Source organism: Streptantibioticus silvisoli (assembly GCF_027947535.2).
In the GTDB taxonomy this organism is placed as follows: domain Bacteria; phylum Actinomycetota; class Actinomycetes; order Streptomycetales; family Streptomycetaceae; genus Streptantibioticus_C; species Streptantibioticus_C silvisoli.
This window is the reverse complement of sequence record NZ_JAAGKO020000087.1, coordinates 1-21664: the sequence shown is the minus strand read 5'-3', so window position 1 is coordinate 21664 and position 21664 is coordinate 1. Positions and strand designations below refer to the sequence as shown.

Below are 21664 nucleotides of genomic sequence, written 5' to 3'. Positions count from 1 at the left end.
CTCCGCGACCGCCTCCGCCGAACTCCCGCGAAAGAGAGCCATCCCTTGAGCATCAGCATCAGCGACCTCGTCACGGTGCGCGCCCGGCACCCCGAGGCCGTCGCGGAGGCCGCCGATCGCCGCAGGCGCCGGCGGCTGCTGGGCGACAGCGGCCGGTTGATGATCATCGCCGCCGACCACCCGGCCCGCGGTTCGCTGGCCGTCGGGGACCGGGCGTTCGCCATGGCCAACCGGGCCGACCTGCTGGAACGGCTGTGCGTCGCGCTGTCGCGCCCCGGTGTCGACGGCGTGCTGGCCACCGCCGACGTCCTGGAGGACCTGCTGCTGCTCGGCGCCCTGGAGGACAAGGTCGTCATGGGCTCGATGAACCGCGGCGGGCTGGCCGGCGCCTGCTTCGAACTCGACGACCGCTTCACCGGCCACCGCCCGCAGGACATCGAACGGCTGCACTTCGACGCCGGCAAACTCCTGCTGCGCCTCGACTACGACGACCCCGGATCGCTGCGCACCATGGAGTCGGCCGCCCGCGCCGTCGACGCGATGGCCGAACGCCGGCTGCCGCTGTTCGTCGAGCCGTTCATCTCCCGCCGGGTCGGCGGCCGGGTCCGCAACGACCTGAGCGCCGGAGCCGTCACCACCTCCGTCGCCGTCGCCGCCGGCCTGGGCGGCACCTCCGCGTACACCTGGCTGAAGCTGCCGGTCACCGACGACCCCGGCGACATGGCCGCCGTCCTGGAGACCTCCACGCTGCCCGTGGTGCTGCTGGGCGGCGAGGTCGGCGCGGACCGGGAGGGGCCGTACGACAAGTGGCGCAAGGCGCTGAGCCTGCCGACCGTGTTCGGTCTGGTCGCCGGACGCACCCTGCTGTACCCGGCCGGCGGTAGCGTCGAGGAAGCCGTCGACATCGCCGTCGGCCTGCTGTGACCGCCCCCGCGGCCGCCCGGCCGGCCGCACCCGAACCGCGCACCGGAACAGGACTGCTGACGCCATGACGGACCACGCCCACCACCTGCCCGCCGGCCGGGCCGCCGCCGGCCCCTACGCGGTCGACATCGACCCCGAACGCGCCGGCTGGGGATACTCCAGCCTGCGCGTCCTCGACCTGCCGCCCGGCGGCAGCCACGCCTTCGCCACCGGTGACAGCGAGTGGATCGTGCTGCCGCTGTCCGGTGCCGCCACCGTCACCGCCGAGGACACCGTCCACCGGCTGCGCGGCCGCGACAGCGTCTTCACCGCCGTCACCGACTTCGTCTACCTGCCCCGCGACACCGCCGCGGTGCTGTCCACCCGCGACGGCGGCCGCTTCGCCCTCCCCGGGGCGCGCTGCACCCGCCGGCTGCCGATCCGCTACGTCCCGGCCGCCGACGTGCCGGTCGAACTGCGCGGCACCGGCAACTGCTCGCGCCAGGTCAACAACTTCGCCGCCGCCGACGTCTTCGCCTGCGACCGGCTCATCGCCGTCGAGGTCCTCACCCCCGGCGGCAACTGGTCCTCCTACCCGCCGCACAAGCACGACGAGGACCGGCCCGGCGCCGAATCGCGGCTGGAGGAGATCTACTACTACGAGATCGCCGCCGCGCACGGCACCGACGGCCTCGGCTACCAGCGGGTCAGCCCTTCCGGCCACGGCGCCGGCACCGACCTGCTCGCCGAGGTCCGCGGCGGCGACACCGTGCTGATCCCGGACGGCTGGCACGGCCCGTCCATCGCCGCCCCCGGCCACCACATGTACTACCTCAACGTCATGGCCGGCCCCGGCGTCGACCGCGCCTGGCTCATCAGCGACCACCCCGACCACGCCTGGATCCGCGACGAGTGGGCCGGCCGGCCCACCGACCCGCGGCTGCCGCTCTGCACCGCCCCCGCAGGAGGGACCCGATGACCCGACGCCTCACCGTCGCCCAGGCCCTGGTGGAGTTCCTCGCCCACCAGTACACCGAACGCGACGGACACCGGCACCGGCTGATCGGCGCCTGCTGGGGGATCTTCGGCCACGGCAACGTCGCCGGCCTCGGCCAGGCCCTCGTGCAGGCCGGCCGGCACACCATGCCGTACCTCCAGGGCCGCAACGAGCAGGCCATGGTGCACGCCGCCACCGCCTACGCCCGCCAGCGCAACCGGCTGTCCGCGCAGGCCGTCACCACCTCCATCGGCCCCGGCGCCACCAACCTGGTCACCGGCGCCGCGCTCGCCACCGTCAACCGGCTGCCGGTGCTGCTGCTGCCCGGCGACGCCTTCGCCACCCGGCCCGCCGACCCGGTGCTCCAGCAACTGGAGAGCCCGTACGCCGGCGACCTGTCCGTCAACGACGCGCTGCGCCCGGTCTCGCGCTGGTTCGACCGCGTCCACCGCCCCGAGGTGCTGATCCCCGCCGCCCTCCAGGCCGTGCGGGTGCTCACCGACCCCGTGGAGACCGGCGCCGTCACCCTCGCGCTGCCGCAGGACGTGCAGACCGAGGCGTGGGACTGGCCGGAGCGGTTCTTCGCCGACCGCGTCTGGCACGTGCGCCGCCCGGCCCCCGACGCCGGCGAACTCGACCGCGCCGCCCGCGCCGTGCGCGCCGCCCGCCGGCCGGTCATCGTGGCCGGCGGCGGCGTCCACCACAGCGAGGCCGAGGACGCCCTGCGCGAACTCGCCGACGCCACCGGCATCCCGGTCGCCTCCACCCAGGCCGGCAAGGGCTCGCTGCGCCACGACCACCCCGCCGACGTCGGCGGCGTCGGCCACACCGGTACCGCGGTCGCCGACGACCTGGCCCGCACCGCCGACCTGGTCATCGGCGTCGGCACCCGCTACACCGACTTCACCACCGCCTCCGGCACGCTGTTCGCCGACCCCGCGGTGCGCTTCGTCAACCTCAACGTCGCCGCGTGCGACGCCCACAAGATGGCCGCGCTGCCGCTGGTCGCCGACGCCCGCACCGGCCTGGCCGCCCTCACCGGCGCGCTGGCCGGCCACCACGTCGCGCCCGAGTACGAGGGGGAGTACACCGCCGGCAAGCAGGCCTGGCAGGCGGTGGTGGACGCCGCGTACGCCGCCCCCGACCCCGGCGCCCGCCCCACCCAGAGCCAGCTGCTCGGCGCCCTCGACGCGGTCGTCGGCGACGACGACGTCGTCATCAACGCCGCCGGCTCCCTGCCCGGCGACCTGCACCGCCTGTGGCGCTCCCGCTCCCCGCGCCAGTACCACGTGGAGTACGGCTACTCCTGCATGGGCTACGAGATCCCCGCCGCCATCGGCGTCCGGCTCGCCGCACCCGACCGCCCGGTGTGGGCCCTGGTCGGCGACGGCACCTACCTGATGATGCCCACCGAGATCGTCACCGCCGTCCAGGAGGGCCTCCCCGTCAACCTCGTCCTGGTCCAGAACCACGGCTACGCCTCCATCGGCGGCCTGTCGCGGCAGGTCGGCGCCGAAGGCCACGGCACCGCCTACCGGTTCCGCGACCCCGACGGCGGCTACACCGGCGACCCGCTCCCGGTCGACCTGGCCGCCAACGCCGCCAGCCTCGGCATGGACGTGCTGCGCGCCGACACCGTGGCCCAACTGCGCGACGCCCTCGCCGCCGCCCGGGCCAGCGACCGCCCCACCTGCGTCCACGTCGAGACCGCGCCCGCCACCGGCGCCACCCCCGGCGCCCAGGCCTGGTGGGACGTCCCCGTCGCCGCCACCGCCACCCGCCCCGCCGCCGTCGAGGCCCGCGAGCACTACGAACGCGAGGTCGCCGCGCGCCGCCGCCCCCTGTGACCGTTTGACATCGCACCCGGCGGTGCGAGGGTGGAGGAAGGAGCCCGGCTCACACCGCCGCACCGATCGCGGGAGGCCCGCATGACAACCCAGGAAGACAGCGCGCAACCGATCTGCGGACATCTGGACCAGGCACGCGACGTCGCACCGGAGAGCAGCGACACCTGCCCCGAGTGCGTCGCGGCCGGCGACAGCTGGCAGCACCTGCGCGCCTGCCCGACCTGCGGACACGTCGGCTGCTGCGACTCCTCCAGGAACAAGCACGCCACCGCCCACCACGACACCAGCGGCCACCCGCTGATCCGCTCCCTGGAACCCGGCGAGGCCTGGTGGTGGTGCTACGACGACCAGGTGGCCTTCGAGGTGCGGGGCGTGGCGCCGCTGCGCGCCGCCTGAACCGGCCCGGACGGCGGCCCGGCCCGGCAGCCGCACGGCTGACGTATATTTGGCCCCTTGCGACCCCCGACCCGGAGTGACCCTTGAGCGCCTACCGCGAACGCGTCCCCCGCCCGGGCGCGCCGCGGGCGACCGTGCTGAGCACGGTCGGCCGCCGGGAGCGCCGCTCCCTCCTGACCGCCCCCCGCGTCCCCACCGTGGGCATCGACATCGGCGGTACCAAGGTGATGGCCGGGGTGGTCGACGCCGACGGCACCATCCTGGAGAAGGTGCTGACCGAGACGCCGGAGAAGTCCAAGAGCCCCAAGGTCGTCGAGGACACCATCGTCGAGATCGTCCTGGACCTGTCGGAACGCCACGACGTGCACGCCGTCGGCATCGGCGCGGCCGGCTGGGTCGACGCCGACCGCTCCCGGGTGCTGTTCGCCCCGCACCTGTCGTGGCGCGACGAACCGCTGCGCGACCGGCTGTCCGAGCGGCTGCTCGTGCCGGTGATGGTCGACAACGACGCCAACACCGCCGCCTGGGCCGAATGGCGCTTCGGCGCCGGCCGAGACCAGCCCGACCTGGTGATGATCACCCTGGGCACCGGCATCGGCGGCGCCATCCTGGAGGACGGCCAGGTCAAGCGCGGCCGCTACGGCGTGGCCGGTGAGTTCGGCCACATGCAGGTCGTGCCCGGCGGCCACCGCTGCCCGTGCGGCAACCGCGGCTGCTGGGAGCAGTACAGCTCCGGCAACGCCCTGGTGCGCGAGGCCCGTGAGCTGGCCGCCGCCGAGTCCCCGGTCGCCTACGGGATCATCGAGCGGGTCGACGGCCGGATACACGACATCACCGGGCCGCTCATCACCGAACTCGCCCGCTCCGGCGACGCGATGTGCGTCGAGCTGTTCCAGGACATCGGCCAGTGGCTCGGCGTCGGCATCGCCAACCTCGCCGCCGCCCTCGACCCGTCGTGCTTCGTCATCGGCGGCGGTGTCAGCGCCGCCGACGACCTGCTGATCGGCCCGGCCCGCGAGGCGTTCCGCCGCACCCTCACCGGCCGCGGCTACCGCCCCGAGGCGCGGATCGCCAAGGCCGAACTGGGCCCGGAGGCCGGCATGGTGGGCGCCGCCGACCTGGCCCGCCAGGTGGCCAGACGCTTCAGACGCACCAACCGCCGACGGGTCGAACGCTACGAGCGCGCCGCGTTCACCGCCCGGCTCGGCAGGACGGCGGAGCGGTGACCCCCGACACCCGCACCGAGCCGCAGCGCAGCGCCGCCGCGCCCCTGGGCCCGGCCCCCGAGCGGCACCGCACCGGCCCGATCCAGATCGTGATCATCGTCCTGCTGATCCTGATCCCGGTCTGCTACGGCGCCGTCGCCGCCGTGCAGAGCTACGACAACGACGGCGACAAGCACGCCAAGGCGCAGACCTCCGGCATCATCCACGGCCTGCCCAGCCGCATGCAGCGCGACCTGTACAAGGTCCCGGTGCCGTACAACGTCTCCGACGCCGGCTTCCTGGAGGCCAACTCCTGGCAGGTCAGCTCGCTGTACGTGCAGTTCACCACCAGCGGCGGCGGCCTGGACACCTTCCTGGCCCAGTACGGCACCAGCCGCGCCGCGCTGCTCGACGGCCGGATCACCGTCACCGCCGCCGAGGCGCACCGCGTCGGCTGGACCTTCCCGGCCGGCCACCACTGGGCCGGCGCCGACCTGAAGGCCAAGGGCTCGACGCCCTCGCACCGGATAGTGGTCGATCTGGACAACCCGGACCGTCCGTCGGTCTACGTCGTCGCCAGCACCGTCTTCAAGTGACCGCACCGCCCCGGGACGCCCGCCGCGGACGTCCGGGGCGGAAACGGCGCGGGGAACGGGAACGGGGAGCGCCGGGCCGGTGGCGACCCGGCGGTTCACCACGGCGGCGCCCCCGCACCGGACCGTGGCCAATCCCCACAACCCGGACCATCCGCCGGTCCGCGCCGGCGCCGGCGCCGCTCTCGAGGGAGTGCGCCGCCCCGGGCGTCCGGGGTCAATGAGGGTTTCCCGGCCATCCCTCGATAGCGTGACCCGGTGACTGACGCGAAGACTCTCCAGCACCGGATCGAAGGCCCGCAGGGTGCCCCTGTCATCGTGCTCGGCCCGGCGCTGGGCACCACCTGGCACATGTGGGACCGGCAGATACCCGAACTCGTCCCGCAATGGCGGGTGTTGCGCTACGACCTGCCCGGCCACGGCGGTGCCCCCGCCGACCCGGCCTCCTCGGTCGGCGAGCTGGCCGACCGGCTGCTGGCCACCCTGGACGAACTGGGCGTCGCCAGCTTCGGCTACGTCGGCTGCTCGCTCGGCGGCGCCGTCGGCCTGGACCTGGCGCTGCGCCACCCCGACCGGGTCGCCTCGCTCACGCTGATCTCCGCCTCCGCCCGCTTCGAAACGCCCGACGCCTGGCGGCAGCGCGGCGTCGTGGTCCGCTCCGGCGGCCTGGCCCGCATCGCCCACACCACGCCGGAACACTGGTTCACCCCGGTCTTCCGCGCCGCCCAGACCTCCATCGTCGACTGGTCGGTCCAGATGGTCCGCACCACCGACGCCGACTGCTACATCGCCGCCTGCGAGGCGCTGGCCGCGCACGACGTCCGCCACGAACTGGGCCGCATCAGCGTGCCCACCCTGGTCGTCGGTGGCGCCGAGGACCCCGCCGCGCCGCCCGCCGACGCCCGCGCCCTGGTGGCCGGCATCCACGACGCGCGGCTCGCCGTCGTCCCCGGCGCCGCCCACCTCGCACCGGTCGAGCAGCCCCGCGCCGTCACCGAACTGGTCGTACGGCACTTCTCCACCGCCTGGGCCGAACGCCCCGCGCCCGCCGTCGCCGCCGCGATGCCGCAGGCCCGCCCGGCCGAACCCGCCCCCGAGCCGGTCGCCCCGCCCGCCGACGCGCCCCCGCCGCCCGCCGCCCCGCCCGCGGTCCGCCCCGACCCGTACGACGAGGGCATCCGGGTGCGCCGCGAGGTGCTGGGCGACGCCCACGTGGACCGCGCCGCCGCCGCGGCCGACGACTTCAGCGCCGACTTCCAGGAGTTCATCACCCGTTATGCCTGGGGTGAGGTGTGGACCCGGCCCGGCCTCGACCGCAAGACCCGGTCGGTCATCACCCTCACCTCGCTGGTCGCCCGCGGCCAGCTGACCGAACTCGCCTTCCACGTCAGGGCGGCGCTGCGCAACGGCCTGGCCCCCGCCGAGATCCGCGAGGTGCTCATCCACACCGCGGTCTACGCGGGCGTGCCGGCCGCCAACTCCGCGTTCGCGGTGGCGCAGCGCGTCATCGCCGAGGAGACCCGGCTGCCGGGCCAGGAGTGACGGCGGTGGCAGGATGGCGGCCATGAAGCTGACCAAGAAGGGCCATGCCTGCGTCCGGCTGGAGAAGGACGGCCAGGTGCTGGTGATCGATCCCGGCGCGTTCGGCGAACCGGACGCCGCGGTGGGCGCGGACGCGGTGCTGGTCACCCACGAGCACGCCGACCACTTCGCCGAGGACCGGCTGCGGGCGGCCCTGGAGGCCAACCCGGCCGCCCGGATCTGGACGCTGCGCAGCGTCGCGGACCACCTCAAGGCCGCCTTCCCCGGCCGGGTGACCACCGTCGGCCACGGTGACACCTTCACCGCGGCCGGGTTCGACGTCGAGGCGCACGGCGAACTGCACGCCGTCATCCACCCCGACCTGCCGCGCATCACCAACGTCGGCTACCTGGTGGACGGCTCGCTCTTCCACCCCGGCGACGCCCTCACCGTGCCCGGCCGCCCGGTCGAGACCCTGCTGCTGCCGCTGCACGCGCCGTGGAGCAAGTTCTCCGAGATCGCCGACTACGTGCGCGAGGTCGCCCCGGGGCAGGCCTACGCCGTGCACGACGGCCTGCTCAACGACAACGGCCTGGGCGTCTACGACCGCAACCTCGGCCCGGCAGGACCCGGCATCGGGCAGACCGACTACCGGCGGCTGACCCCCGGCGAGAGCGTCGGCACCGCCTGAGCCCGTCCCCGGCGGCGGGTCCCGGCCCGGCCGGGGCGCCCCGGGACCCGGCTGCGGGGTGGCCGGTCGGCGGTGTCGGTGGCGGGAGGTAGATTGCCGGGCATGGCACTGCGCATCGCGACCTGGAACGTCAACTCCGTCACCGCCCGGCTGCCCAGGCTGCTGGCCTGGCTGGAGAAGTCCGGCACGGACGTGCTGTGCCTCCAGGAGCTGAAGTGCTCCGCCGAGTCCTTCCCCGCCGAGCCGCTGCGCGAACTGGGCTACGAGGCCGCCGTCAACGCCGACGGCCGGTGGAACGGCGTGGCCGTGGTCTCCCGCGTCGGCCTCGACGAGGTCGTCACCGGCCTGCCCGGCCAGCCCGGCTACCTCGGCGAGGCCCCCGAGCCCCGCGCGGTCGCCGCCACCTGCGGCCCGGTCCGCCTGTGGTCGGTCTACGTCCCCAACGGGCGCGAGGTCGGCCACGACCACTACGCGTACAAGCTGGAGTGGCTGGAGGCGCTGCGCGCGGCCGCCGCCGACGACACGGCCGCCGCACGGCCCTTCGCGGTCCTGGGCGACTACAACATCGCCCCCACCGACGAGGACGTCTTCGACCCGGCCGCCTTCGCCGGCCTCACCCACGTCACCGCCCCCGAGCGCGAGGCCCTCGCCGGGCTGCGCGCCCTCGGCCTGTCCGACGTCGTCCCGCGCCCGCTGAAGTACGACCGCCCCTACACGTACTGGGACTACCGCGAGCTGCGCTTCCCGCACAACAAGGGCATGCGCATCGACCTCGTCTACGGCAACGAGCCGTTCGCCACCGCGGTCGAGGACGCCTACGTCGACCGCGAGGAACGCAAGGGCAAGGGCGCCTCCGACCACGCGCCCGTCGTCGTCGACCTGGAGGTGTGACCGCCATGAGTACGCAGACCGGGCCCGGCGCCGAGGACACGACCGCCAAGGTGCCGCCGTTCGCGGTGTCCGTGCCGGACGTCGCCCTCACCCCCGACCCGCTCGACCCCGGCCAGATCGTCTCCGGCACCCCCGAGGTCTCCAGCGCGGTGCTGTGGACCGCGCCGGACGGCGGCTGGGAGCACGGCGTCTGGCAGATCACCCCGGGTATCGTCACCGACACCGAGGCCGACGAGCTGTTCACCGTCGTCAGCGGACGCGCCACGATCACCTTCCAGGACGGCCGCGTCATCGAGGCCGGCCCGGGCGACGCCTGCGTGCTGGCGGCCGGCGACCGGACCACCTGGACCGTCCACGAGACGCTGCGCAAGGTCTACAGCGTGCGCCTGTGAGCCGATGATCGCCGCGCCTGTGGTGACGTGCGGCCCCAACAGTGCCACGCTGGGGGGATGGGGATCTCTTTCGTTGACAAGTGGCTCAGGCCGGACGGCGAGCAACCGGCGGTTTCGGTGCCGGAATCCATGGCCGCCGATCCGCAGGGGATCGCCGAACTGCTCGCCGAGTGCGACGTGCTGCGCGACCAGGCCGACAAGTCCGGGGTCCGACTGGACGACTCCGAGGACTCGTTGGCGGCGCTCGACCAGATCATGCCGCGCTGGCGCGACGACCCGGACCGGATGAACTGGCTCGGCAACGACGCCGGCCTCTACCTGGGCACCGTCATCGTCACCACCGTGCCCGGCGCGCACTGGCACGTGACTCCGGACGGCCGCGCGGTCGTGCAGCTGGTCTCCGGCCGCGAGATGGACGTCGTCGCCGACGGCCACGCCTGGGCGCACAGCGGCACCCCCGAACTCGCCCAGGTCCACGCCGAGGCCGCCGAGGGCGTCTGAGCGCCGGCGCTACGCCGTCCCGCACGGGGTGAGGGTTCCCGCGCGGGACGGCGTTTTCGCGTGCGCGGGCTTCCGCAGTGCGGGCTTCCCGGGGGGCGGCGGGGCGGCTTGCGGCGCGCGGGCTTCCAGGGGCGGCGCGGTGTGCGGCGGTGTGCGGGCTCCGAGGGCGATGCGGTCTCCAGCGGTGCGAGCCGCTGTGCGCGGGCCTGCGGGGTCGACAGTGCGAGCTGCGGTGCGCGGGCCTCCGCGTCGACACGGCCGGGCGGCGCGGTGGGCGCGGTGACCTGCGGGACGCCCGCCGCGAGGCGAACGCAGGGGTGAGCGGTGCGTCGGGGCGCGCGGCGGCGGGCCGCGCGGCGTACGGCGGTGTCGCGAGCCCGCCGCAGCGACTTCCGGCCCCGGTCGCGGGCCCCCGTGTGCGCGTCCGCCGGCCTCCCGGCGCGATTCCCGGCGATTCCGGGGCGCGGTCGGCCCGGCGTGCGCCGGATCGGGTGGTCGTGCGGGCATCATGAGACCCGGTCACGAAACACCGCAGACCGGGAGAAAACATGGAATCCCTGGAAAAACTCCCCAATATCGGCGCCATCCTGGCGGATCGCCTGCGTGGCGCCGGCGTGGTGGACGCTGCCGACCTGCGCCGGCTCGGCGCGGAGGCCGCCTTCGCCAAGATCCGCCAGGAACTGCCGGAGGACGCCCGCAGCCACACCCTGTTCGCCCTTGAAGGCGCCATTCGCGGCACCCGCTGGACATCCATCCCCCAGGACGAACGCGCGACGCTGGCATCCCGCGTGTTCGACTGATCACCGCCGTCCCGGGCACCGGGGGCGCCGATCCGGCGCGCCGGGCGCCCGGACGGCCCAGCAGCGGGCGCGACCCGCCCGCCGGGCCCGAACGATGGACGCATGGCAGCACTGATCGCGGCGGGCGCGTTCGTGATGACGCTGGTCGGCGGCATCGTCGCGCACCGGGTCGGCGATCGCCGCCACCTCGTGCTGGGCCTCGCCGCCGGCCTCATGCTCGGCGTCGTCGGCTTCGACCTGCTGCCGGAGGCGCTGCGCGCCCAGCCGCGCCACGTCTTCGGTGTTCCCGCCGCCCTGGCGACCTTCCTCGCGGGCTTCCTCGCCGTGCACGTCGTCGAGCGCTCCGTCGCGGTGCACCGCGCGCACGAGGGGGAGTACGCCGCCCACCGGCACGCCCACGACCGGCCGCACCGCGACGGCCACGACGAGCCCGGCCTGGGCCTCGCCGCCGCCTGCGCGCTCATCGCGCACAGCCTGCTCGACGGCTTCGCCATCGGCGCGGCCTTCCAGGCCGGCTCCACGGTCGGCACGGTCGTCGCCATCGCGGTCATCGCGCACGACTTCGCGGACGGCTTCAACACGTACACGCTCACCCGCCTGTACGGCAACGCCCGCCGCCGCGCCTTCGCCCTGCTGCTGTGCGACGCGGTCGCCCCGGTCGTCGGCGCGGCCGTCACCCTGGCCTTCACCATCCCCGCCGGCGTCCTCGGCCTCTACCTCGGCTTCTTCGCCGGCTTCCTGCTCTACCTGGCCACCTCCGACATCCTCCCGGAGGCCCACTCCCCGCACTCCTCCCTGCCCACGCTGCTGTGCACCGTGGTGGGCACCGGCTTCATGTGGCTGGTCATCGGCCTGGCGGGGTGAGCCCATGGCGGCCGGGACGCGGCACGGCGCAGTGCCCGGCGCCGCGGTCAGGTCCGCGGTTCCGGGGCCGCGGCGGGCGTCGCCTCGGGCGTCACCGGTGCCGGGGTGGTCGCCGCGGTCGTCACGTCGGCGACGAGCTCGACGACGTCGGGGCCGTAGGCGTCGGAGTTGGTCACCTTCAGCAGCAGGCAGAAGGTGCCGTCGGCGCCGTGGCGGCGGGCGAGGGCGCTGTGGTGCCGGGTGAGGTGGCGGACGGCGGCCTGGTGGGTGACGCCGCGCTGGCCGCAGGCGAGGAAGACCGGGCGGCCGCCCTGGGGGCCGGTGAGGCGGGCGAGCAGGACGTACTCCGTGGCGCCCTCGTCCAGCCGGTAGGTCCGGCCGCCGATCAGGAAGGAGCCGTCGTCGGGCCGCTGGCCGGTGCCGACGCCGACCCCGGGCAGCAGGGAGCGCAGGTGGGCCTCGGTGCGGCGGTGGGAGACCGGTCCGCCGACGCAGAACTCGGTGCGGACGCCGAAGCCCTGGCGGGCGGTGTCGTGCGCGACGATGTCGGCGTGGGCGCCGCATTCCTTGATGAGCGCGGCCAGTTCCATCAGGGCGAAGGCGTCGTGGCGCGAGACGAAGCCGTCCCGGGTGCCGGGGTCGTGGTTGACGACGATCAGGCAGTCGGAGCCGTCCGGCAGCCCGAAGAACCGCTGTTTGCGCCGCAGGCCGCGCCGCCGGACCAGGGTCCGTACGAACCACCCGGCGGCGGCGCCGAGCCCGCCCGCCACCACTGCCAGCACGATGTTGAGCACGTCGTCGCTCATAGCCGGGCATATTAACGGCCCGGTCCCGCTGCCGTCCCGGGTTCCCGTCCCGGGACCCCGGCTCGGACCGCCGGCGTGCGGCGAGCGAGCCCGCGCGGCGGTGTCCGTACCGCGCGGGCCCCGAAACCGCGCTCAGCCCAGCAGGGCGATGATCGCGTCGGTGGTGTCGGTCTCGCCCAGGCGCGGCAGGATCTTCTCCACGCTGACCCGGTGCGTCTCCGCGTCGAGGTCGGTCACCGCGTCGGTGGCCACGGTGACGTGGTAGCCGTGCTCGTGCGCGGCGCGGGCGGTGGACTCGACGCCGATGCTGGTGGCGATGCCGGCCACCACGACCTGGGTGATGCCGCGGCGGCGCAGCTCCAGGTCGATGCCGGTGCCGTAGAAGGCGCCCCACTGCTGCTTGGTGACGGTGATGTCGGACGGCTGCTGGTCCAGTTCCGGCACCAGGTCGGCCCAGTCGGCGGGCGGCTGGTGGCTCGCGGCGCCGCGGCTCTGCTCGGTGCGGCCGGGGGCACCGCCGGCCACGTTGACCAGGACGACGGGCAGGTCGGCCTTGCGGAACGCGGCGGCGAGCCGGGCGCCGTTGGCGATCACGCCGTCGGCGGGCAGCGGCGCGGTCGGCAGGCCGGCTATGCCCTTCTGGAGGTCCACCAGGATCAGTGCGGTACGGGGGTCGAGCGTCGTGGCGGTCACGGGTGACGTCCTGCTTTCGGTTGCTTCGGTGCGTTGTCCGCTGGGTTGCGCGGTCGTACCGGCGCGGACGCCGGTACGGGTTGGCGGGGCCGCGTCCCGGGGGCGCGCGGCCGTGAATACGGTCGGGTGGTAGGACCGCCCGGCCGGCGGGCGGCCAGTGCGGCGGGTTCGCCGTCGCGGCGGGGCCGGCGGTCCGTCATGGGCCGGCGGTCCGGTGCCGCCGGTGGGGCCGGTTGCCCGGGATGCCGGTGGGTCCGGCCGTTCGGGACGCCGGGTGGTCGGGTGATCCGGTGATCGGGCGGTTCCCTCGGCCTCGTCCCGCCTCCGGCGTCCGGTCGGCGCCCGTCAGGACTCCACCAGCCGTCTCAGCAGGGTGACGGCCTCGGCCAGCGTCTCCTGCTCGCCGGGGGTCAGGACCGCCTCGACGGTCTCGGTCAGCCAGGTGCGTTTCGCCTCCCGGAGGGACGCCAGCCGGCGCACGCCGGTGTCGCTGAGCGCGCAGACCACCTGGCGGCCGTCGGCGGGGTCCGGGCTGCGGACGATCAGGTCCTGCTCCTCCAGCGCGGCGAGCGTGGCGCGCATCGACTGCGGGCGTACGTGCTCGGCCCGGGCCAGGGCGGCCGTGGTGGCGGGCCCCTCCATGAGGTGGCCCAGGGCGATGCGCTGGGAGGCGGTCAGCGCGCCCTGCGGGGAGGCGGCGCGCATCCGGCGGCCGAGCTGGCCGACGACCGCGGTCAGCTCCTCCGCCAGGCGGGACCTGTCGGCGTCCGTCATGCCCGCACCCTAAGTTTTCGGCAGCAGGACTTGCAAGTTCACCTGTCGATATGACCCCGGCCACGGGCCCGTTCCGGTGACACCGCGACACCGGAACGTCTTCAACGGGTAACGGCGGTGGTATTGCCACATGGGGGGACACGCTTCTACGGTCTTTCCCTCGGTGCGGTTCTACGTGCGTAGACCCGGCCTGTTGTTGCGTCGAAGGAGCTGGTCATGGCAGCAGTCGTACGTGCGGCCCTCGTTCAGGCCACCTGGACGGGTGACACGGACTCGATGATCGCCAAGCATGAGGAACACGCCCGCGCGGCCGCCGCGCGGGGCGCGAAGATCATCGGCTTCCAGGAGGTCTTCAACGCCCCCTATTTCTGCCAGGTGCAGGAACCGGAGCACTACCGCTGGGCCGAACCCGTCCCGGACGGTCCCACCGTCGTGCGGATGCAGGCGCTGGCCCGCGAGACCGGCATGGTGATCGTCGTACCGGTCTTCGAGATCGAGCAGTCGGGCTTCTACTACAACACCGCGGTCGTCATCGACGCCGACGGCAGCGTGCTCGGCTCGTACCGCAAACACCACATCCCGCAGATCAACGGCTTCTGGGAGAAGTACTACTTCAAGCCCGGCAACCTCGGCTGGCCGGTCTTCGACACCGCCGTCGGCCGGGTCGGCGTCTACATCTGCTACGACCGGCACTTCCCGGAGGGCTGGCGGGCGCTGGGCCTGGCCGGCGCCCAGATCGTGTACAACCCCTCCGCCACCTCCCGCGGCCTGTCGTCCTACCTGTGGAAGCTCGAACAGCCCGCCGCCGCCGTCGCCAACGAGTACTTCATCGCCGCCATCAACCGGGTGGGCGTCGAGGAGTACGGCGACAACGACTTCTACGGCACGAGCTACTTCGTCGACCCGCGCGGCCAGTTCGTCGGCGACGTGGCCAGCGACAGCAAGGAGGAACTGGTCGTCCGCGACCTCGACCTCGGCCTGATCGACGAGGTCCGGCAGCAGTGGGCGTTCTACCGCGACCGCCGCCCCGACGCCTACGGCGACCTGACCGCCCCCTGACCCCGCCGGCCGCCCCCGCGGCGGCCCCTTCCGCCGTCCCCGCCCCGCCGCGACCCCGCGCCGCGGGCGGGGCCGGCGGCGACCGGGACGACACCGGCCGGACCCCCGGCCGCCGGACCCCGTCGCCCCCGTCCGGCCCGCCGGCCGGACCTTCCACCCGAGGCATTCCGGAGGAAGCATGACGACCACGCTCATCCGCGGCGGCCTGGTGATCACCGCGGCCGAGGAGACCCACGCCGACGTGCTCATCGACGGCGGCCGGATCGTCGCCCTCGCCGACCACGCGGCCGAACTGCCCTGGAACGCCGACCAGGTCATCGACGCCACCGGCAAGTACGTCATCCCGGGCGGTGTCGACGCGCACACCCACATGGAGATGCCGTTCGGCGGTACCTACGCCTCCGACACCTTCGAGACCGGCACCCGCGCCGCCGCCTGGGGCGGCACCACCACCATCGTGGACTTCGCCATCCAGTCGGTCGGCTCCGGCCTGCGCGAGGGCCTCGACGCCTGGCACGCCAAGGCCGAGGGCAACTGCGCCATCGACTACGGCTTCCACATGATCCTCGCCGACGTCAACGAGCACTCGCTCAAGGAGATGGACGCCCTGGTGGGGGAGGGCGTGACCTCCTTCAAGCTCTTCATGGCCTACCCGGGCGTCTTCTACAGCGACGACGGGAAGATCCTGCGGGCCATGCAGCACGCGGCCGGCAACGGCGGGCTGATCATGATGCACGCCGAGAACGGCATCGCCATCGACGTGCTGGTCGAACAGGCCGTCGCCGCCGGCCGCACCGACCCGCGCCACCACGGCGAGGTCCGCAAGGCCCTGCTGGAGGCCGAGGCCACCCACCGCGCCATCCAGCTCGCCCGGGTGGCCGGCTCCCCGCTCTACGTCGTGCACGTCTCCGCCACCGAGGCCGTCGCCGAGATCACCCGGGCCCGCGACCTGGGCCTGCCGGTCTTCGGCGAGACCTGCCCGCAGTACCTGTTCCTGTCCACCGACAACCTCGCCGAGCCGGACTTCGAGGGCGCCAAGTACGTCTGCTCCACCCCGCTGCGCCCCGTCGAGCACCAGGACGCGCTGTGGCGGTCGCTGCGCACCGACGACCTGTCCGTGGTCTCCACCGACCACTGCCCGTTCTGCTTCACCGGCCAGAAGGAACTCGGGCGCGGCGACTTCTCCAAGATCCCCAACGGCATGCCCGGGGTGGAGAACCGGATGGACCTGCTGCACCAGGCCGTCGTCGAGGGCCGCATCAGCCGGCGCCGCTGGATCGAGATCGCCTGCGCCGCGCCGGCCCGGATGTTCGGCCTCTACCCGCGCAAGGGCACCATCGCCCCCGGCGCCGACGCCGACATCGTGCTGTACGACCCGCACGCCGAGCAGGTCATGTCCGCCGAGACCCACCACATGAACGTCGACTACAGCGCCTACGAGGGCCGCCGCACCACCGGGCGGGTCCACACCGTGCTCTCCCGCGGCGAACTCGTCATCGACGGGCGCCGCTACGTCGGACACGCCGGCCACGGCCGCTACCAGCCGCGCGGCACCTGTCAGTACCTCGGCTGACCGCCGACCCCACCGCCGTTCCCTCCCCGAAAGGCAGGCAGATGGACTTCGGCCTCGTGCTGCAGACCGACCCACCCGCCGCGGCCGTCGTCGACCTGATGCGGCGCGCCGAACAGCGAGGCTTCCGCTACGGCTGGACCTTCGACTCCGCCGTGCTGTGGCAGGAACCGTTCGTCATCCACAGCCGCATCCTCGACCACACCGACCATCTGATCGTCGGACCGATGGTCACCAACCCCGGCACCCGCACCTGGGAGGTCACCGCCTCCACCTTCGCCACCCTCAACGAGATGTACGGCAACCGCACGGTGTGCGGCATCGGCCGCGGCGACTCCGCCATGCGGGTGGCCGGCCGCGCCCCCAACACCCTGGCCCGGCTGGGCAGGTCCATCGACGTCATCCGCGACCTCGCCGAGGGCCGCGAGGCCGAGATCGACGGCCGGCCGCTGCGCCTGCCGTGGGTGCGCGACGGCCGGCTGCCGGTGTGGATGGGGGCCTACGGGCCCAAGGCGCTGGCCATGGCCGGGGCGAAGGCGGACGGGTTCATCCTGCAACTGGCCGACCCGTTCCTGACCGAGTGGATGGTCAAGGCCGTCCGCGCCGCCGCGGCCGACGCCGGCCGGGACCCGGACGCCGTCACCGTCTGCGTCGCCGCCCCCGCCTACGTCACCGACGGCACCGCCGCCGGGCTGGCGCACGCCCGCGAACAGTGCCGCTGGTTCGGCGGCATGGTCGGCAACCACGTCGCCGACCTGGTCTCCCGCTACGGTGAGAACTCCGACCTGGTGCCGGAGGAGCTGACCGCGTACATCAAGGAACGCCAGGGCTACGACTACGCCCACCACGGCCGCAGCGGCAACCCCGACACCGCCTTCGTGCCGGACTCCGTCATCGACCGCTTCTGCCTGCTCGGGCCGGTCGAGGCGCACCTGGAGAAGCTGGAGTCGCTGCGGGCGCTGGGCGTCGACCAGTTCGCGGTCTACGCCATGCACGACGCGCGCGAGGCGGTGATCGACGCCTACGGCGAGCACGTCATCCCGGCCCTCGGCGCCGCCGGCTGACCGCACCGGCCGCCGGTGACGCCACCGGCGGCCGGCGAGGTCAGCCCGTTCCGCGAACCGGCGGCCGCCGGCGCTCAGCCCGCTGTGCCCGGCGCCGCCAGCGTCTCCAGCAGCGCGGGCAGCGACGTGCCGATCGGCTCGCGCACCACGCGGGCGGCCCGGTCGTCGTACGGGGTCGGCTCGGCGTTGACGATCACCAGCCGGGCGCCGTGGTCGGCGGCGATCCCGGCCAGCGAGGCGGCCGGCTGGACCTGGAGGCTCGTGCCGACCGCGATGAAGACGTCGCACGCCTTCGCGATCGACATCGCGTCGCCGAGCACCCTCGGGTCCAGCCGCTCGCCGAACATCACCGTGGCCGACTTCAGGACGCCGCCGCACGCCTCGCACGCCGGATCGGGATCACCGGCCGCGACCCGGGCCAGCGCGTCGGCCATCGTGCCGCGCGCGTGGCAGGTCACGCACACCGTCGACCGCGACGACCCGTGCAGTTCCAGCACCTTGCGGTCCGGCAGCCCGGCCGCCTGGTGCAGCCCGTCGACGTTCTGGGTGATCACCCGCACCGCGGTGCCCGACCGCGCCAGCGCGGCCACCGCCTCGTGCGCCACGTTGGGCCGGGCGTGCCGCGCCGGGTTGTCGGCCCGCACCCGCCACGCCCGCCGCCGGATCTCCGGATCGCCCACGTAGTACGCGTACGTCACCAGCTTCTGGGCCTGCGGATCGCGGCGCCACACGCCGTTCGGCCCCCGGTAGTCCGGGATGCCGGAGTCCGTGGAGATCCCGGCGCCGCTCAGGATCGCGACGAGGGGACGGCGGGCCGCGAGGGCGTCGGGCGTCGTACTGCTCATGCGGCGAGCGTACGAGCGCGGCGCGGCGGGCGGCCAGCGGTTCGCCGACGGCCGCGGTGGACCCGCCGTCGTGCGCAGCTCGTGCGGGGCGGGCCGGCCGGTCCGCGCGGCGGCCGAGGACCGTCGGCTCGTCGGCTGGTCGGCCTATCGGCCCGGTCGGTTCAGAACGCCACGATGCGGACCACGAAGAACGCCAGGACGAAGAGCACGACCAGCGCGATGACGACCATCGGGCCCTTGCCCCAGCCCTTCGTCGGGTTGTGGGCGTCGCTCGGTCCGGCGTCCGGTGTGCTGCCCTCCGCCGGAGGCGTCTCTCCGGGCGGCACACCGCCGCCGGGTTCGAGGCCCGCAGTGGTGTCGGGGTCCGGATCGGCGTTGCTCATGTCCCCATCCACCCATGATCCCGGCCGCCGCGCAGCCCGGGGGCGTCCGCCCGGGGCGGTCCGCACGGCCCTGCCGGACCGGGAGAGCGGCCGGTGAACGGGTCGGTGCCCGATCAAGGTGTGACAGGCGTCACGTTGGGGAACGGCTCGCAACCGTTCGCCTATACGCGGCGTGTATACACCTGACGAATAGTTCGCGGCGGCAGTCGCCCCCCCAACCGGCGCTCTCCCCGTACGCACCGGACCGGCGCGCGCAGCACCCACGGTGACGCGCCCGCGGAGTACGGCGGTTGAGCGGCGGCGACAGAAAGGCACTCATGTACGGCAAGGCACTCGCGCCCGAATACCAGGGCGGGCTCACCTCGTTGTCGGTCAACTCCTCGATCCAGGACGTGCTCGCCCAGGGTACCGAGCGGTTGCGCGCGGCCGAACTCGCGGGCGAGGCAGGGGAGATGGCGAAGGCGGGCCTCGCCGTCGCCGAGGCGCACCGCAGGCTGGGCGACATCGCCGAGGCCGACCGCGCCTGGAAGGCCAGCTACCGCGCCGCCCGCACCGCCGGGGACCTCGGCGCGATGGCGTGGGCGCTGTGGAGCGGCGGCACCCTCGCCCGCCAGCGCGGCGCCCTCGCGCTGGCCTACCGGCTGCTCGGGCTCGCCGCCGAGCTGGGCGGACGCTCCGGCGACGTGGTCGCCCGCGGCTACTCGCTGGCCGGCATGGCCGAGACCGGCCGCATCCAGGGCGACTACGAGGCGGTCGGCGAACTGCACGAACGCCTGCTCGCCGAGGCCAGGAAGCGCGGCGAGGCCCGGCACACCGTCTGGGCCCTGGAGGGCATCGCCCAGATGCACCGCAACACCGGCGACTTCGACCGCGCCCTGGCCCTGTTCGAGGAGGCCGAGTCGATAGCCGCCGGCGCCGACGACCAGCGCGGCCGGGCCTGGGCGCTGCGCGGCATCGCCGACGTCGTCTCGGTCCGCGACGGCGACGCCGACCGCGCCCTGGCCCTGCTCAGCGAGGCCGAACTCGTGTGCCGCCGCATGACGCTGAGCGCGGCGCTGGCCTACAACCACAAGATGCGCGGCAACGTCTTCTACCGCTGCGGGCGTTACGAGGAGGCCCGCGCCATGTACGGCCAGGCGCTGGAGGAGTTCCGCGCCATGGACGAACCGCGCGGCGAGGCCCTCTCCCGCCTCGGCCTGGCCAAGGCGCACGCCCGGCTGGGCCGCGACCAGGCCCGTACCATCGCCGAACTCACGCATCTGGAAGAAGAGTTGGGCCGCATCGGCCTGCACCATGTGCGGGCCATGGTCCGCAAGGCGTACGACGAGCTGGGCCTGCGGACCGAGGAGTCCGCGGCGCCGGTCGCCCCGCCGCGCGCCGCCGTCGACGGCCTGGCGCGGATCGTCGTGAGCGGCACCGCCACCGGCGCCGACCTCCCGGAGCCCGCCGTCGGAGGTGCCCGGTGACCGCCGCCGTCGAAGCCTGGTCCCGCGCCGAAGCCTCCGCCGCCGGTGCCTCCGCCGGTGCCTCCGCCGGCGTCAAGGCCGGTGCCCCCGGTGCCGCTGCCTTTGCTCCCGGTCCCGCCGCCGGCACCGCCGCCCATGCCCCCGGTGCCGGTCCCGCCGCCCATGCCCCCGGTGCTCCCGACGCCGCTTCCGGCGCCGACGTGCCGTGGACCCTGGAGCGCTGCCGGAACCTGGTGCGTCCCGCCCTCACCGAAGCCGTCGGCCGCCTGCACCCCTGGGCGGCCGAGATGACCGCGCACGCCCTCGGCTGGGACGTCCCCGGGCACCCGTCCGGCACCGCAGGCCAGGGCAAGGGCGTGCGCCAGGCGCTCACCGTGCTGGGCGCGGAGGCGGTCGGCGCCCCCGCCGCCGTCGCGGTGAACGGTGCCGTCGCCGTCGAGCTGGTGCACACCTTCTCGCTGCTGCACGACGACATCATGGACGGTGACGAGACCCGCCGCGGCCGCCCGGCGCTGTGGAAGGCGTACGGCACCGGGCCCGCGGTGCTGGCCGGGGACGCGCTGTTCGCCCTCGCCGTCGGCGTGCTGGCCGAGACGCCCGGCCCCCACGCGACCACCGCTGTACGGAAGTTGACTGCCGCCCTGCACGACCTGGTACGCGGCCAGGCCGACGACCTGCTCTTCGAGTCCCGGCCCTGGTACGGCCCCGAGGCGGTGGGCCGTACCGAATACCTGGCGATGGCCGAGGCGAAGACCGGGGCGCTGCTGGGCTGCGCGGTCGCGCTCGGCGCCGTGCTGGGGGGCGCCGAGCCGGCCACCGTCGCGGCGCTCGACCGCTTCGGCCGGCACCTCGGCACCGCCTTCCAGGCCGTCGACGACCTGCTGGGCCTGTGGGGGAGCCCGCGCGACACCGGAAAGCCGGTCCACGGCGACCTGCGCCGGGCGAAGAAGACGCTGCCGGTGCTGGCGGCGCTGGAGTCCGCCGGCCCCGACGCGCGACGACTGGCGGCGCTGCTGGCCGACCCCGGTCCGCTGGACGCCGACCGGGCGGCGCGGGCCGCGGACCTGGTGGCCCGGGCCGGCGGCCGCGACGCCGCCCTCGCCGAGGCCACCCGCCACCTCGCCCTCGCCGACGCCTGCCTGACCGACGTCCCCCTGCACGGCACGGCCACCGCGGAACTCCGCGCCCTGCGGGCTTTTCTCCTGGGGCGCCGGGGCTGAGGGGCCGAGGGTGCCGGGGCCGAGCTCACGGGTGCCGATGTGAGGCCAGGGGCCGCCGGGGCCGAGGTCCGGGGCGCTGGGTTCGAGGCGGGGGGTCCCCGGATCGGGGGGCCTCTGGAGGGGGCCGTGGAAGTGGTTGCCCCGGCAGGGGTTCCCGTTCGCACGGTTGGGGGCTTGGGGGCT

At 74.6% G+C, this 21664-nt stretch carries 23 protein-coding genes; 18 read left to right on the top strand and 5 right to left on the bottom strand.

All coding sequences use genetic code 11. The annotated features are described in order from the left end of the window. Positions 1–45: 45 nt before the first annotated feature. The 13 genes from POF43_RS32535 (at position 46) to POF43_RS32475 (ending at position 11601) form a co-directional block, all read left to right on the top strand. The gene (locus POF43_RS32535) at positions 46–924 is read left to right on the top strand and encodes a Cgl0159 family (beta/alpha)8-fold protein (protein ID WP_271318144.1); all 879 of its coding nucleotides are present in this window, start codon (positions 46–48) and stop codon (positions 922–924) included. Between the two features lie 64 nt (positions 925–988). Further along, positions 989–1882: a 5-deoxy-glucuronate isomerase gene (gene iolB, locus POF43_RS32530; protein ID WP_271325383.1), complete on the top strand. Its 894-nt coding sequence runs from the start codon at positions 989–991 to the stop codon at positions 1880–1882. Next, complete coding sequence (gene iolD, locus POF43_RS32525) at positions 1879–3747, top strand: 3D-(3,5/4)-trihydroxycyclohexane-1,2-dione acylhydrolase (decyclizing) (RefSeq protein ID WP_282704911.1); 1869 nt, start codon at positions 1879–1881, stop codon at positions 3745–3747. Before iolB ends, iolD begins: the two co-directional genes overlap by 4 nt. An 81-nt stretch (positions 3748–3828) precedes the next feature. Continuing rightward, positions 3829–4143 (top strand): UBP-type zinc finger domain-containing protein, encoded by a 315-nt coding sequence (locus tag POF43_RS32520; RefSeq protein ID WP_271317827.1) that lies wholly within the window; start codon positions 3829–3831, stop codon positions 4141–4143. A gap of 83 nt (positions 4144–4226) precedes the next feature. Continuing rightward, positions 4227–5369: an ROK family glucokinase gene (locus POF43_RS32515; RefSeq protein ID WP_271317828.1), complete on the top strand. Its 1143-nt coding sequence runs from the start codon at positions 4227–4229 to the stop codon at positions 5367–5369. Continuing rightward, positions 5366–5944, top strand: coding sequence for a hypothetical protein (locus POF43_RS32510; RefSeq protein WP_271325485.1), 579 nt, complete (start codon positions 5366–5368; stop codon positions 5942–5944). The genes POF43_RS32515 and POF43_RS32510 overlap by 4 nt, the downstream gene beginning before the upstream one ends. A gap of 255 nt (positions 5945–6199) precedes the next feature. After that, complete coding sequence (gene pcaDC / locus POF43_RS32505) at positions 6200–7483, top strand: bifunctional 3-oxoadipate enol-lactonase/4-carboxymuconolactone decarboxylase PcaDC (protein WP_282699135.1); 1284 nt, start codon at positions 6200–6202, stop codon at positions 7481–7483. A 22-nt stretch (positions 7484–7505) separates the two neighbouring features. Continuing rightward, on the top strand, positions 7506–8153 hold the full coding sequence (locus POF43_RS32500) for an MBL fold metallo-hydrolase (protein WP_271318150.1): 648 nt from the start codon (positions 7506–7508) through the stop codon (positions 8151–8153). 108 nt (positions 8154–8261) lie between these two features. Further along, a complete protein-coding gene (locus tag POF43_RS32495; RefSeq protein WP_271318152.1) occupies positions 8262–9044 on the top strand; it encodes an exodeoxyribonuclease III in 783 nt (260 codons plus the stop codon). A gap of 5 nt (positions 9045–9049) precedes the next feature. After that, positions 9050–9436 (top strand): cupin domain-containing protein, encoded by a 387-nt coding sequence (locus tag POF43_RS32490; RefSeq protein WP_271324400.1) that lies wholly within the window; start codon positions 9050–9052, stop codon positions 9434–9436. 57 nt (positions 9437–9493) lie between these two features. Beyond that, on the top strand, positions 9494–9937 hold the full coding sequence (locus POF43_RS32485; protein ID WP_271318148.1) for a DUF6278 family protein: 444 nt from the start codon (positions 9494–9496) through the stop codon (positions 9935–9937). Between the two features lie 548 nt (positions 9938–10485). Then, positions 10486–10737 (top strand): TfoX/Sxy family DNA transformation protein, encoded by a 252-nt coding sequence (locus POF43_RS32480; protein WP_271324399.1) that lies wholly within the window; start codon positions 10486–10488, stop codon positions 10735–10737. A gap of 102 nt (positions 10738–10839) precedes the next feature. Further along, positions 10840–11601, top strand: coding sequence for a ZIP family metal transporter (locus POF43_RS32475; RefSeq protein ID WP_271317544.1), 762 nt, complete (start codon positions 10840–10842; stop codon positions 11599–11601). A 47-nt stretch (positions 11602–11648) separates the two neighbouring features. Here POF43_RS32475 and POF43_RS32470 read toward each other — a convergent pair whose 3' ends face one another. The 3 genes from POF43_RS32470 to POF43_RS32460 form a co-directional block, all read right to left on the bottom strand. Further along, positions 11649–12407, bottom strand: coding sequence for a hypothetical protein (locus POF43_RS32470; RefSeq protein WP_271324398.1), 759 nt, complete (start codon positions 12405–12407; stop codon positions 11649–11651). Positions 12408–12539: 132 nt separating this feature from the next. Beyond that, positions 12540–13100: an isochorismatase family protein gene (locus POF43_RS32465; protein ID WP_271317546.1), complete on the bottom strand. Its 561-nt coding sequence runs from the start codon at positions 13098–13100 to the stop codon at positions 12540–12542. Positions 13101–13445: 345 nt separating this feature from the next. Continuing rightward, a complete protein-coding gene (locus tag POF43_RS32460; protein WP_271317547.1) occupies positions 13446–13874 on the bottom strand; it encodes a MarR family winged helix-turn-helix transcriptional regulator in 429 nt (142 codons plus the stop codon). A gap of 216 nt (positions 13875–14090) precedes the next feature. Between POF43_RS32460 and POF43_RS32455 the strand changes: the two genes are divergently transcribed. From POF43_RS32455 to POF43_RS32445, 3 genes are all read left to right on the top strand, one after another. Further along, on the top strand, positions 14091–14933 hold the full coding sequence (locus tag POF43_RS32455; protein ID WP_271317548.1) for a nitrilase-related carbon-nitrogen hydrolase: 843 nt from the start codon (positions 14091–14093) through the stop codon (positions 14931–14933). Positions 14934–15111: 178 nt separating this feature from the next. Continuing rightward, complete coding sequence (gene hydA / locus POF43_RS32450; RefSeq protein ID WP_271324691.1) at positions 15112–16506, top strand: dihydropyrimidinase; 1395 nt, start codon at positions 15112–15114, stop codon at positions 16504–16506. A 41-nt stretch (positions 16507–16547) separates the two neighbouring features. After that, the gene (locus POF43_RS32445; RefSeq protein ID WP_271324692.1) at positions 16548–17567 is read left to right on the top strand and encodes a TIGR03842 family LLM class F420-dependent oxidoreductase; all 1020 of its coding nucleotides are present in this window, start codon (positions 16548–16550) and stop codon (positions 17565–17567) included. Positions 17568–17641: 74 nt separating this feature from the next. Here the strand turns inward: POF43_RS32445 and POF43_RS32440 are convergent, their stop codons facing one another. Both POF43_RS32440 and POF43_RS32435 read right to left on the bottom strand, forming a co-directional pair. Continuing rightward, a complete protein-coding gene (locus POF43_RS32440; protein ID WP_271324693.1) occupies positions 17642–18412 on the bottom strand; it encodes an SIR2 family NAD-dependent protein deacylase in 771 nt (256 codons plus the stop codon). Between the two features lie 161 nt (positions 18413–18573). Then, complete coding sequence (locus tag POF43_RS32435; protein ID WP_271317308.1) at positions 18574–18795, bottom strand: DUF6480 family protein; 222 nt, start codon at positions 18793–18795, stop codon at positions 18574–18576. Positions 18796–19112: 317 nt separating this feature from the next. Between POF43_RS32435 and POF43_RS32430 the strand changes: the two genes are divergently transcribed. Further along, positions 19113–20261 carry a tetratricopeptide repeat protein gene (locus tag POF43_RS32430; protein ID WP_271324694.1) on the top strand — a complete coding sequence of 383 codons (1149 nt, stop codon included), beginning with the start codon at positions 19113–19115 and terminating at the stop codon, positions 20259–20261. A 200-nt stretch (positions 20262–20461) separates the two neighbouring features. Then, positions 20462–21481 (top strand): polyprenyl synthetase family protein, encoded by a 1020-nt coding sequence (locus POF43_RS32425; RefSeq protein ID WP_271324695.1) that lies wholly within the window; start codon positions 20462–20464, stop codon positions 21479–21481. The last annotated feature ends 183 nt before the right edge of the window (positions 21482–21664 follow it).